The 12924-nt window shown below is 47.4% G+C and carries 8 protein-coding genes; 2 read left to right on the forward strand and 6 right to left on the reverse strand.

Going from position 1 to position 12924, the window contains the following annotated elements:
• Positions 1–109: 109 nt before the first annotated feature.
• Genes AC06MN_RS03810 through AC06MN_RS03820 form a run of 3 tightly spaced genes read right to left on the reverse strand, consistent with a single transcriptional unit; the run spans position 110 to position 3785 of the window.
• On the reverse strand, positions 110–3076 hold the full coding sequence (locus AC06MN_RS03810; RefSeq protein WP_475671027.1) for a GH92 family glycosyl hydrolase: 2967 nt from the start codon (positions 3074–3076) through the stop codon (positions 110–112).
• A 5-nt stretch (positions 3077–3081) separates the two neighbouring features.
• Positions 3082–3381, reverse strand: coding sequence for a hypothetical protein (locus AC06MN_RS03815; protein ID WP_475671028.1), 300 nt, complete (start codon positions 3379–3381; stop codon positions 3082–3084).
• Positions 3369–3785 (reverse strand): hypothetical protein, encoded by a 417-nt coding sequence (locus AC06MN_RS03820; protein ID WP_475671029.1) that lies wholly within the window; start codon positions 3783–3785, stop codon positions 3369–3371. Before AC06MN_RS03820 ends, AC06MN_RS03815 begins: the two co-directional genes overlap by 13 nt.
• A gap of 340 nt (positions 3786–4125) precedes the next feature.
• On the opposite strand from AC06MN_RS03820, the gene AC06MN_RS03825 reads away from it, so the two are divergent.
• Together AC06MN_RS03825 and AC06MN_RS03830 are read left to right on the forward strand one after the other, a co-directional pair.
• Positions 4126–5613 carry a T9SS type A sorting domain-containing protein gene (locus tag AC06MN_RS03825; protein WP_475671030.1) on the forward strand — a complete coding sequence of 496 codons (1488 nt, stop codon included), beginning with the start codon at positions 4126–4128 and terminating at the stop codon, positions 5611–5613.
• An 82-nt stretch (positions 5614–5695) separates the two neighbouring features.
• Positions 5696–7738 carry a T9SS type A sorting domain-containing protein gene (locus AC06MN_RS03830; RefSeq protein ID WP_475671031.1) on the forward strand — a complete coding sequence of 681 codons (2043 nt, stop codon included), beginning with the start codon at positions 5696–5698 and terminating at the stop codon, positions 7736–7738.
• Positions 7739–8237: 499 nt separating this feature from the next.
• Here AC06MN_RS03830 and AC06MN_RS03835 read toward each other — a convergent pair whose 3' ends face one another.
• From AC06MN_RS03835 to asnS, 3 genes are all read right to left on the reverse strand, one after another.
• Positions 8238–9752 (reverse strand): sensor histidine kinase, encoded by a 1515-nt coding sequence (locus AC06MN_RS03835; RefSeq protein ID WP_475671032.1) that lies wholly within the window; start codon positions 9750–9752, stop codon positions 8238–8240.
• Between the two features lie 50 nt (positions 9753–9802).
• Positions 9803–11320, reverse strand: coding sequence for an RNA polymerase factor sigma-54 (gene rpoN / locus AC06MN_RS03840; protein ID WP_475671033.1), 1518 nt, complete (start codon positions 11318–11320; stop codon positions 9803–9805).
• Positions 11321–11452: 132 nt separating this feature from the next.
• Positions 11453–12859 (reverse strand): asparagine--tRNA ligase, encoded by a 1407-nt coding sequence (gene asnS / locus AC06MN_RS03845; protein ID WP_475671046.1) that lies wholly within the window; start codon positions 12857–12859, stop codon positions 11453–11455.
• Positions 12860–12924 lie beyond the last annotated feature (65 nt).

Below are 12924 nucleotides of genomic sequence, written 5' to 3' on the forward strand. Positions count from 1 at the left end.
AAAAAGGCCGTCAAAGCGTCTAAAAAATCAATTGTCTAATTAATGTCAAAATATCAAAGAGTCTAATTGTCAAACAGTCTAATTGTCTAATCGTCCAATTGTCCACAAATCACTCGATTATGATTTCATCGCAGAACAACCACGCCTTGTCGCCAGCGCCGACATGCCAATCGGGGCAAACGCCCAGATTCTTTGCCACCATCTTGATGTAGCGTGTTTCACATTCCGGACGCACTTCCATTTCCTGAACGTAGGAACCGAGTTCATCCTCCGGCAGCGTGTTTTTCACCTTGCCAACGCTCTTGAAATTCTTTCCGTCGTCAGAAATGAAATATTCGACTTCGGTCGGCATGAAAATCCAAGAATCCTGATCCTGGAAGAAACTGCCAGCCACACGGTTCACCCTTTGACTGAGGCCCAAATCGATGGTTGCCACCAAGTCGACACCATGATAACCTTGCCAGCCGCCCGTGCGGAAATTCTGTCCGCCACGCAAACGGTCAATCAAAGCCTTGTCGCCACCTGCCTCATACTGGTTGGAATAAGCACTTTCGACCGTTACAATACGCTGCGCATCAATATAATGATAGTGTGCATCGACAGGTCTGCTCCAGCGGCCATCCTGCAAAGCGGCAACCGTGATGACGGTGCTTTCCTTCACATAGAAAGGCTCGGTGTAAAGCATGGCATTTTCATTCGGTGCCGTTTCATCCAAGGTGTAGTAAATCTGAACGCCTTCAACCGGATGGCTCATCGAGACCAAAAGACTGTCGAAGAAGGTATCCGATTCGGCATTAATCGTCGGGACAATGACGATATTTTCAGCGGGGATACGCATCACCGGACAGTTTTCAGGTTGCGTTGCCCATTGCGAATCAGGATTGTCGGTCATGGTGAAAACCAATTCGCCGCCAGCATACACTTCGTCGAAATAAATGTAACTGCGGTCCAAAGCCTTGCCGTTGAGTTTCACCGACTTCACATAACGGTTGTGAATGTCAAGATTCTCGGCAAGAACCGTAAACTGCTTGCCGTTTTCGAGGCTCAAAGTCACGCGGTCGAAGCGCGGCACACCTAAAACATAATAACCCGAACCAGGCGTAGCCGGATAGAAGCCCATGGCGCTGAACACAGCCCAAGCCGACATCTGGCCGCAGTCTTCGTTGCCCGAATAGCCGTCGCGTTCATCGGTATAGAAATCGTCCATCACCTGATTCACATACTTTTGCGTCATGGTCGGACGACCGATGAAATTATACATGTACACCGTGTTGTGACTCGGCTCGTTGCCGTGGGCATATTGGCCAATCAAACCCGTGATGTCGGGCTGCACGCGTCCCGAAAGTTCAACCGAAGTAGTGAACAATTCATCCAACTTCTTGCCATAGGCTTCCATGCCGCCCATCATGTCGATGTGCGTGTTGACATCCTGCGGCGCAAAGAAACCATATTGATAGGAATTGGCTTCCGTCAAAGTGAAATTCACCTGACTTGGGTCGAAAGGATGCATGAAGCCACCATTTCTGCGGCCTTGGAAGAACTGATTTTCAGGATTGTAGATATTCTTATAGGATTGTGCCCTTTCATAGAATTCATTGGCGATTTCGGTCTTGCCCAAATCCTCGGCCATGCGTGCCACGCACCAATCGTCGTAGGCATATTCCAGTGTCTTTGAGGTGCCTTCGCCTTCCATGTCAATTGGTAGGAAACCATATTGCGCGTATGGCTTCAAACCGAAAGCATCGCGTTTCGAGCAAGCCACCATGGCATCCAAAGCCTTTTCGGCATCGAAATCGCGAATGCCGTTGAAATAAGCATCGGCGATGACCGGAATGGCGTGATTGCCAATCATGCAATAGGTTTCGTTGGCAGCCAATTCCCAAACCGGAAGCACGCCCCCCGTCTCGTAATTATTAATAAAGGTGTTGATGAAATCGAGGGTGCGTTCGCGCTGCATCAGGCTGAACAGCGGGTGCAGACTGCGGAAAGTGTCCCACAATGAGAACACCGTATAAATCGGTCTTTCCGACTGATGGACCTGCAAATCGTGGGCGCGGTAACGGCCATCGGCATCGCTGAAAAGGTTAGGCGCGACCATGGTGTGATACAAAGCCGAATAGAAAACGGTCTTGTCGCTTTCCGAATTGCCTTGCACATCGTAGCGTTTCAGTTCGGTATTCCATCTGTCGTAGGCTTTCTGTGCCAAAGCATCGAAATCGAAATCGCCATCGGCAAGTTCATTCTTCAAGTTGTTCTTCGCACCATCCACATCGACGGCTGACAAGGCGATACGCATCACGATCTGCTCACCTTCCTCGGTATCGAAATCGAAATAAGCCTTGATGTTGTCGCTTTGCAAAGTGCCATCGTTATCAGCAATGGCGCCGTGGTCGAACATCGAATAAGCCTTGAACGGCTTTGAAAATTCGGCATAGAAATAAAGGTATTGGTCTTTTGCCCAGTCTCTTGTGCGGCGGAAACCGCTGATAGCGTTTTCACCTTCAATGGTCAGTGAGGATTCGTAGACATCCTCGTCATCGACGCCTTCCACCAAATCGAGCAGCACATGGGCATCAGCCGATTGCGGGAAAGTGTAGCGGTGCATACCCACGCGGTCGCCCGTGGTGAGTTCCACCTTCACATTATAGTCATCCAAAAGGACAGAATAATAGCCCGCCTTGGCATCCTCGTTTTCATGATTGAATGATGAACGATAACCCGTCTTGGTATCTTCGGCAATGCCTTTGTCCAGTTTCACTTCGCCGACAACAGGCATGAAACGGAAATCGCCATAATCGGCGCAACCCGTGCCGCTAAGATGGGTGTGGCTGAAACCCAAAATGGTCTTGTCGGAGGTGTGATAGCCCGAACAGCCGTCCCAGTCGTTCATACGCGTATCGGGGCTAAGCTGCACCATGCCGAAAGGCACCGTAGCGCCAGGGAAAGTGTGGCCGTGGCCGCCAGTGCCGATAAACGGGTCGACGTAAGCAGCGGCATCTTCAATAGGATTGACTTCTTGTTTTGTCTGACATGCTGCCAAAATGAGGAGCATCAAAGGGAGGATAAGTTTATTCATATCAATTAGTTATTATTGTTCATTTTTGAATAGATAATATCAACCACATGCAATTCTTTGCCTTTCACATAATATAAGACAGACGACTTTGGATGTGTTGGCATGATTCTGTATTCAACAGCATTGATGATTTTATAAAATTTTCCAATACCAGGTGATGTGGCAATTGAACTCAATGCGTCATTAATATTATTGATAAACGTTCTTGCAAATTGTTCACCATATCCATTGTTCTTGTACCATTCCAACGTGTCCATAACAGCCATTATTGCAGCTGGTTCCCATATTATGCTTAATGATTCCATGAATCAAGCATTTTATCAATTTCACACATCATTTGCTCATGAGGCAGACCGCCCTTCTGCTCAAACTCTTTCCTTGCTTCACCAATCGCTTCATCCAACGCCTCCTCCGAATCGTAAACATGGATCGGCATCGGTTGCCCGATGAAATAATTGTGTTCTTCCAAATAGGCAATGCGCTCAGCATCATAATGTTCCAAGGCATATTTTCTGGCCCGCGAAACTTTCTCATTAAACTGCCGTTTCATTTCTCCTTTCAGAAACACGAAAACATTATTCAGCACATTCATATCTTCCTGCGTCTCAACATAACTGATAATCTGCGAGCGCAATGCCGAAATGTCGCTGACAGTATAATATGGAGCAGCCGGTTCACCTACCATCGATTCATTTTCATTGTATTCCATAGCACCTATTATAATAATTTGCAAAACTACATAAATTTCCGAGTCTTGCAAACGAAATAATAAAACTACTCATGCAAGGTAGGAATGCAGACTTCCCCTCTCCTTGTCCAGACTGTAAAAAAACATTAATTTATCCATAATTTATCCATATATCATCCATTACTCACCCAATAATTAATGGTTATCTATGTGTTAATAATCGTTAAATTATGTATTAATTCCGACTCCGTCATAGTCTGGTCTGGCTTGGGGGATTATCTGGCAAACAGGTGAGCAAAATAGGCTTGCGAAGCAATAATAATTTCATAATTTTGCAAAGAATTTAAAAAATCATACTTCTATGAAAAAATTATCCCTTGTCGTAGCACTGCTACTCGCCAATTTCACTTTGGCTCAAGCCCAATGGATCAGTCCGGGCAACGGAACGACCTACACAATGGCCAGCCTCGCCGATGACAGCGAAGGCTGCGTCGAATTTGTTGAAGGAGGCACCTTCCGCATCAACAACGACCTCACCATTTCGGAAAACGACAGACTGGTCATTGCTGATAACGAAGACATCGTTTTGGTCAACGACCAAGTCACCGTCACCATTCAAGGTTCGTTCAGCTGCCAGCATCACGACAGTTATGTCGAAATTAAGGCTGAAAACGATGGACACTACAACCTGCGTTTCGAAAACGCCACCGGCTGTCTGCTCAACGGCATCAAGTTCAAGTATGGCGGCGGTTTCATGATCATCGAAAGCGAGGTCGTTTTCAACGACTGCTATTTCGTTCACTTCAACACGCAATCGAACAATGCAGCCGTCAACTACATGAATTGCGGCCCTGTTTTCAAAGGCTGCACCTTTAAAAACAACGACGGCGCTGCCATTGCATCAGGCGTGAACGTCAACGGATCGCCAACCATCACAGATTGCTATTTCTTCAACAACGTCATCACCAACCAGAACCTGCCGCAGATTAATCTCGGTCCCGGAGCCGAAGACTCCATCCGCATTGTCGGCAACACCATCGAAGGCAACCACTACAGCATGTCGGGCGGCATCGCCATCACCGACCTGATGGGAACTGGCAGCACCAAAGTCCTGCTCAAAGGCAACGAAATCAAGAACAACCGTTACGGCTACAACCAGCAGGGCATGGTCATCAGCTCGCTCATCACCGACAACCTTTTCATCGACAACGATGCAGAGGTTGACCCGATGAACGGCGGCAGCGGCATCAGCATCTACGGCTATTCGACCGACATGAAAGCCAAGTTGCGCCGCAACACCATCACCGGCAACCAGTGGGGCATCACCGCCATCTATTACAACGACATCGACATGGGCACCGAAGACGACTGGGGCTACAACATCATCAGCGACAACCACAACGACGGCTATGGTGAGGATGCCGTTTTCGCCATCTACAACAACAGTTTCAGCGACATCAGCGCCATTGGCAACTATTGGGGCACTGATGATGAAGCCGAAGTTGAAAACGTAATCTACCACTTCCCCGATTTAGGCGAAGGCTACGGCACCGTCACCTACCTTCCTTTCCTTCAGGACGACCCGACCAGCGTCAGCCAACACTTTGCCGCCAATTGTGGAATCAACGTGTTCCCTAACCCAAATCAGGGCAGATTCACCATCAACTGCATGGCAGGAAACGCCCAAATCGACATCTTCAACACGATGGGACAGCTTGTATTTACTGGGCAACTCAAGGAAGGCGACAATTCCATCGACCTCAGCCACCTGAATTCTGGCATGTATTTTGCAATGGTAAACGGCAATGAAATAATTAATCAAAAAACAACCATATTAATTACCGAATAAGAAAAAAGCACTATATTTGCAACCCATTACATACGAATGTAAACACACTATCAACAATTTAATTAATTAAATTACAAACAAAATGAAAAAAGTATTGTTACTTTCCCTCATCCTCGCAGTAGGTATGACCGGCTTCGCACAGACGAAGAATCAAGCAATTAAGGCTCCTAAGCTGAAGGTTGGCACCGCCGACGTTCACAAGAGAGCAATGGGCAAACAGGAAGCTGTTCAGGCTTACCAGTATCTGCCATCATCAATCAGCGTCGCCAGCACAAGATACGAAGAATTGTGCGAATTCGAAACAATGATTACGAACTACGACCTTCAAGGCAATGGTTTCGTTGCTAACCGTATGGCTCGCTTCCAGGATGGTACCGTTGGCGTAACCGCTACTTTCTCACTCGCTGGCACCGCTGCCGCTCCTGACCGTGGTACAGGTTACAACCTCGTTTTGCCTGATGGCGAATTGCTCTTCCCTGATGGCCCAGAAGCACGCATTGAAGAAGAAAAGACCGGTTGGCCTTCATACGCACAGTGGGGCGAAGACGGTGAAATCGTCGTTGCTCACACCAGCGTCGGCACCATGGTTTGCTACACCCGCGAAAAGAAAGGCGAAGGCGAATGGACAAGACACGAAATTCCGAACCCAAGCCTCGGCGCTACCGCTGAAGAATTGACTTGGCCAAGAGTCATCACTTCAGGTCCTAACCACAACATCATCCACGTCATCGCTGCTGACCAGGATTCAGACAACACGGCTATCACTTACACTTACTATGCAAGATCAACCGATGCTGAAAACTGGGAAGTCGGCTTCATGCCTACCCTCGAAGAAGACGGCGAAGAAGGTCTCTACAGCGCTGACTACTATGCACTGGCAGCCAACGGTAACACCGTTGCCATCCTGCTCACCGGCGACGTCATGGCTCACACCTACATCCTGAAATCAACCGATAACGGTGAAACCTGGAATAAAATCAAGGTTTGGGACAACCCATACGCTGGCATGGACTGGGAAACCGACGAAGCATCACTCTTCGGTGAAGACAATGCAATGTATGGCCCAGAAACAGGTGCCATCTGCATCGACAACAACGGCATGGTTCACGCTGCTTTCTCAAGCCACCACTACTTCCATCCTGAACTCGGCACATCATACCAATTCTATTATGGCATGTCAGTCGACGGTATCTTCTACTGGAACGAAGAAATGTATCCAAACGGCACTGTCACTCCTCCAGTTTGGGACTATGACGGCGACGACGGTCACGTTCACGTTGAAGGCACCAGCCACGACTGCTTCCGTTTCTGGTGGCCAGCTGACAATGCAGGCGAATACATTGTCCGTAACTTCGACCAGCCAATCGCTGGTTTCATTGATCCAGTTATGGCTTCAGAATGGAACAACGACAGCTTCTACTATGAAGACTACTACGGCTACTGGCAGGGCGCTTCAGCTCTTCCGGCAATCTGCGTTGACGAATCAGGCGCTATCGCTATCGCTTTCAGCTGCCCAGACGGCAACCGCCAACTTTACGATGCCACTTACTATTACAGAGGTGTTTTCATGAGCTACATTGATGTTCCTTACACTATCGGTGATGCTTACGACGAAGAAAATCCTGGTGGCTGCTACTACTACAACGAAGAATGGCTTATGGAAGACTTCATGCACATGCAGGAAGAATGCGTTGCTGTCAGCTCAATTCAGAACACCACCAACAAGGAATTCTGGATTTCTTACCAAGGTGACGCTCTCTGCGGTTTCGGTATCGGCAACTCAGCTACACAAGGTGGTATCGACGACAACACCATTTGGGCCATGAAAGTCATTCCTGCTATTCCTAACCTCAGCACAAACGAAGCTGTCAACCCATTGACTTCAATCAAGGTTTATCCTAACCCTGTAACCGATGGCAATGCTACATTCGAAATCAACGCTGCACAGGCTTCAGAAATGAACATCGCTATCTACAACATCACTGGCCAGAAGGTTATGGAAAAGACCGTCAACGCTGCTCTTGGTTACAGCCAAGTCAACCTCAGCAACCTCAACAGCGGCATCTACTTTGCTACTGTCAAAGCTAACGGTTTTGAAAACACTGTTAAGTTTGTTGTGAAATAAGTGACACAATAATAACTTTCTAAGAAAGGAGGCCGGAAGGTCTCCTTTCTTTGTTTATGCAACTATATACTTGTAGACCTTCGGATTTCATCGAGTTGCCACCTGCCAATTAATAAGACTTCGGCAACCAACATAGGTTAAATAAGTAGGGGAGCAAAATTAGTTTACATATTGGTTCGGGGCTTCGACATCGTCACACCCTTGGAAAAGGATGTCAGCAACCTGATTTGCAGCTCATTGAGCCTGTCGAAATGAGAAGGTGTTTTTGCAAATTAATTATGAATAGTTACTTAGTAAATAGTTGCCATAATCATTGTAAATTCAATGGCTTCTGAAGAATTAAACGAAAAGTGCTATACTTTGGAAGAATCGAAACGGCTGCTGACTGAATTTTCATCCTGAAAATTGTTTCGGTGTATTGTAAGTGACTCAGAAATTGAATAGGTAGAGACCTAGCGTGTTATGTCTCTATTTTTTTGAGATAATGTGATGGAAAAACTCATACTGTCTTTTTCAAGACAATCCTAAACGTAGTTCCTTGATTGACAACGGAATTCTTGACGAAAATCTTTCCTTTGTGGTATTCTTCGATGATGCGTTTTGCCAACGATAAGCCCAAGCCCCAGCCACGTTTCTTGCTCGTGTAGCCCGGATTGAAGACTTGCTTCCACCTTGATTTTGTAATGCCTTTGCCCGTGTCGCTCAGGTCAATGATGATTTGTCCGTCTTCTTCAAACAGGTCTAAGGTGATTTTTCCATGGTCGCCCATAGCATCAATGGCGTTTTTGGTGAGGTTTTCCAGCACCCAGCGGAAAAGCGATGGTATCAGCGGCACGATGAGTTCGTCATTCGGCATATTGATTTCAAACTCGAATTTCTTTGAGAAGCGCTTTTGGAGGTAATCCATTGTGTCCCAAACCAGTGCAATGATGTTTGTCGGCTCAAGCACAGGCACTGAACCGATTTTCGAGAAACGGTCGGCAACGATTTGCAGCCGTTCGATGTCTTTTTCCATTTCGTTAGTCCCGACAAATGGCTCTTCCTGCATCTTCATCAGTTCAATCCAACCCATAAGCGATGAAAGCGGCGTGCCGAGTTGGTGCGCAGTTTCCTTGGCCATGCCGGCCCACACTTGGTTTTGTTCCGAACGGCGTGCATAACTGAAAAGCATGTAGGCGATGAAGAGGAACAAAGCCACGACAACTATCAGAATGATAGGGTAGTAGCGCATCTGGTTGATGAGGTCGGAAGTGCGGTAGAAAACGTAGGTTTTCCCTTTGTCGATGGATTCAACCTCAATGGGCTGGTTTTCGTCGCGCATGGCTGCAAGTTGTTTTTCGACATAATCGCCGTTTTGCATCAAGGCGGAGTCTAAGTTGCCGTAACTGATGATTTTCGTCAGATCTTCATTTATGACGATGACTGGTGCGCCAACCGAATTGGTCGTGATGTCATTCATGAAACCATCGAACATCTCATCCAAAACAGCCTTTAACTCGGTGTAAATCAGCGACTCGTTGTAATACAGCCATTGCACTTCGGTAAAACCGGTATTGATTTTTATTGGCTCGAATTTCGAGTAGGCCTGTTTCATTTCATCATCGAAATGCGTTTTGCCTTCTTGCGATGCGGGTAGGTTGCTCGAAAACATGATATTACCATGGTTGTCGGTAATGACAAGCGGGATGCTGATGTTGTTTCGGATGATGTCTAAATAGATGCCAGTGTTGTCATTTCGGCTGAAATCGAGCACTTCGTGATAAGCCTTGGCAAGCAGTTCCACGCGGAGTTGTTCCTGTTCGCTGACATCGCCGAAAAACTCTTCGGTGTATTTCATCATTAGCGCGTGCTGCTCCATGGCTTCGGCCCACAGTTTTACCTGATTGCTTTCCTGCCGCGCAATGGATTTCACCAGATTGTTGGTGTACCACAGCGAAGCACCCACAATCATCAAAGCGAAAACGGCCAAAATCCATTTCCAATGCTTTTTCTTTGTATAGAGATTCGCTTTCACGATATGATAAACGTGATCCTGTCCGCTTTATTGCATTATGCGGCAGGACTTTAGATTTCTTTTCTCATGCGGGCGACGGGGATGCCAAGCTGTTCCCTGTATTTCGCCACGGTGCGGCGTGCAATCGGATAGCCTTTATCTTTCAGTATTTCCATCAGGGCCTCGTCGGTCATAGGCTTTTTCTTGTCTTCTTCGTCAACGCAATCTTGCAGGATGCGCTTGATTTCGCGTGTCGAAACCTCTTCGCCTTCGGTGTTGGTGATGCCTTCGCTGAAGAAGAATTTCAGCAGGAAAACGCCGTAAGGTGTCTGAACGTATTTGCTGTTCGCCACGCGCGAAATGGTGGAAATGTCAAGTTCGACTTTGTCAGCTATATCCTTAAGAATCATCGGTTTCAACTTTGTTTCATCGCCTGTCAGGAAAAACTCCCGTTGTTTGTCGATGATGGCTTTCAAGGTGATGTAGAGCGTCTTCTGCCTTTGCTGGATGGAACCGATGAACAGCTTTGCGGAATCGATTTTCTGCTTGACGAACTGCACGGCTTCCTGCATACGGGGGGTGTCTTTGTAGTTGGAATATTCTTCAAGCATGTTGATGTATTCCTTGCTGACGCGCAATTCGGGCATGTTGCGGCTTTCTAACGAAAGTTCGATGATGTTGTCCTTTACATAAACAAAGAAATCAGGGACGATGTAGTGCGAGTTTTTCGTTCCGGTCGATGAGGTGTCGCCGGGTTTTGGATTGAGTTTCAGAATCTCATCAATGGCGGCTTTCAGTTGCTGGTTGCTGACTTCCAGTTTCTTGACAATCTTGTCGTAGTGTTTCTTGGTAAACTCTTCGAAACAGTCTTTTACGACGGTGATGGCCAGGCTGTAGTCGTCGAAGGGATTGTCTTCCTGAAGCCTTTCCAACTGGATGAGCATACACTCCTGAAGGTCGCGTGCGGCGATGCCGGGTGGGTCGAGTTCCTGCACGATGGCAAGCACTTCCGCAACTTCTTCCTCTGACGCTTCAATGTTTTGGGTGAAAATCAGGTCGTCGACGATCTCTGAGACCTTGCGGCTCATGTAACCATTATCATCAAGATTGCCAATGATATAGGCACCTAAAATCTCCTGCTTTTCAGTCAATTCGCGGTAGCCAAGCTGTTGCAACAGGTATTCTTGGAAAGTAGTCTCGCTTGAAATTGGCGTTTCGTAGTCTTCATCATCGCTGCTGCGGTTGTTGACTTGCAATTTGTAGGAATAATCGTCGATGTCTTCGTCTTGGAGGTAATCCGTGATGTCGAATTCTTCTTTCTCATCGAAAGCGGGTTCTTCTTCGCTTTCATTATATTCCTCGTTTTCAGCATCTTCACCATTGTCGTTGTCTTCATCGGCAACGGATTCGTTGTCTTCAAATTCTTCGTTTTCGCTGGCATCTTCCAAAGCCGGATTGGCCTCGATTTCTTCCTTGATGCGTTGTTCGAGTTCAATAATAGGGAGTTGCAGCAGTTTCATAAGCTGAATCTGCTGAGGCGAAAGTTTCAGTTCCTGCCTTTGGGTCTGTGTCAGTTTCTGATTCGACATCGTTTTTCGTTTTTTGTAGGGACGCACCGCGTGCGTCCGTCTGTAGAGACGCGATTTATCGCGTCTAATATGAAAAAATTGAAATTATGAATAGAGACGCGATGAATCGCGTCTCTATTCATAAAATTATCATTAATACAAGCAATTCTTAGGTGTACGAGGGAAGGCGATGACGTCGCGGATGTTGGTCATGCCGGTAACGAACAGGATAAGACGCTCGAAGCCAAGACCGTAGCCTGAATGAGGCACGGAACCGAAACGGCGGCTGTCTAGATACCATTGCATCGATTCTTCCGGAATGCCGACTTCGTGCATACGGTCCAGAATCTTGTTGATATCGGTTTCGCGTTCCGAACCGCCAATGATTTCGCCGATGCCAGGGAAGAGCACGTCCATGGCGCGGACGGTCTTGCCGTCTTCGTTCTGTTTCATGTAGAAGGCCTTGATTTCCTTAGGGTAATCGGTCAGGATGACAGGCTTTTGGAAGTGCTTTTCAACGAGGTAGCGCTCGTGTTCCGACTGCAGGTCGATGCCCCAGCCCGTGACAGGATATTGGAACTTGCCTTTCTTGTTGTAGTTGCAGTTGCGGAGGATGTCGACGGCTTCGGTGTAGGTCAGGCGGACAAAGTCGTTTGCGAGAACGAAACGCAGTTTGCTGATGAGTTCCATCGACTTTTCTTCTTCTTTTTTGCCTTTTTCTTCTTCCTGCAAACGCTTGCTAAGGAATTGAAGGTCGTCCATGCAGTTATCCAAAGCATACTGAATCAAGTATTTCAGCATTTCTTCGGCCAGATCCATGTTGTCGTTGATGTCGAAGAAAGCGACTTCAGGTTCAATCATCCAGAACTCAGCCAAGTGGCGGGTGGTGTTTGAATTTTCGGCGCGGAAAGTAGGGCCGAAGGTGTAAATCTTGCCCAATGCGGTGGCGGCCAGTTCGCCTTCCAACTGACCCGAAACGGTCAAGTTAGTTGGCTTGCCGAAGAAGTCCTGCTTGTAGTCGACCTTGCCCTCTTCGGTGCGTGGCGGGTTTTGCATGTCCAAAGTGGTGACTTGGAACATTTCGCCGGCACCTTCACAGTCTGATGCGGTAATCAACGGCGTATGGATGTTGACAAAACCTTTGCTGTTGAAGAACTGGTGGATGCCGAACACCATGGCGTGACGGATGCGCATGACGGCACCAAAGGTGTTGGTGCGGAAACGCAGGTGAGAGATGTCGCGCAAGAACTCCAATGAGTGTTTCTTGGGTTGCAAAGGATATTCGTCAGGGTTGGCAGGACCGAAAAGTCCGATTTCCTTGACGGAAAACTCCACGTTTTGCCCGCTTCCCATCGATTCGACGAGTTTGCCGGTAGCCCAAAGTGATGCGCCAGCGTGCATCAAGGCGAGTTTTTCTTCTGGAATCACGTTCAAATCGATGACCAATTGTAGGTTGTTGATGGTTGAGCCATCGTTAAGGGCAATGAATGCCACGTTTTTGCTGCCGCGCTTGTTGCGCACCCAGCCCATTACAGTAATCTCATTGTCAGATGCTTGCATCTGCAAGGCTTGCTTTATCTCTACTCTTTTCACGATTGTAAGTTTTTTATTCTTGATTTAATCTG

Source organism: Candidatus Limimorpha sp., assembly GCF_056203535.1.

Excerpts from the sequence above, each read along its gene's own strand:
- AC06MN_RS03820 (WP_475671029.1), bottom strand. The coding sequence starts at position 3,785 with ATGGAATACAATGAAAATGAATCGATGGTAGGTGAACCGGCTGCTCCA.
- rpoN (WP_475671033.1), bottom strand. The coding sequence starts at position 11,320 with ATGTCGAATCAGAAACTGACACAGACCCAAAGGCAGGAACTGAAACTT.
- AC06MN_RS03810 (WP_475671027.1), bottom strand. The coding sequence starts at position 3,076 with ATGAATAAACTTATCCTCCCTTTGATGCTCCTCATTTTGGCAGCATGT.
- AC06MN_RS03830 (WP_475671031.1), top strand. The coding sequence starts at position 5,696 with ATGAAAAAAGTATTGTTACTTTCCCTCATCCTCGCAGTAGGTATGACC.
- AC06MN_RS03825 (WP_475671030.1), top strand. The coding sequence starts at position 4,126 with ATGAAAAAATTATCCCTTGTCGTAGCACTGCTACTCGCCAATTTCACT.
- AC06MN_RS03815 (WP_475671028.1), bottom strand. The coding sequence starts at position 3,381 with ATGGAATCATTAAGCATAATATGGGAACCAGCTGCAATAATGGCTGTT.
- asnS (WP_475671046.1), bottom strand. The coding sequence starts at position 12,859 with ATGCAAGCATCTGACAATGAGATTACTGTAATGGGCTGGGTGCGCAAC.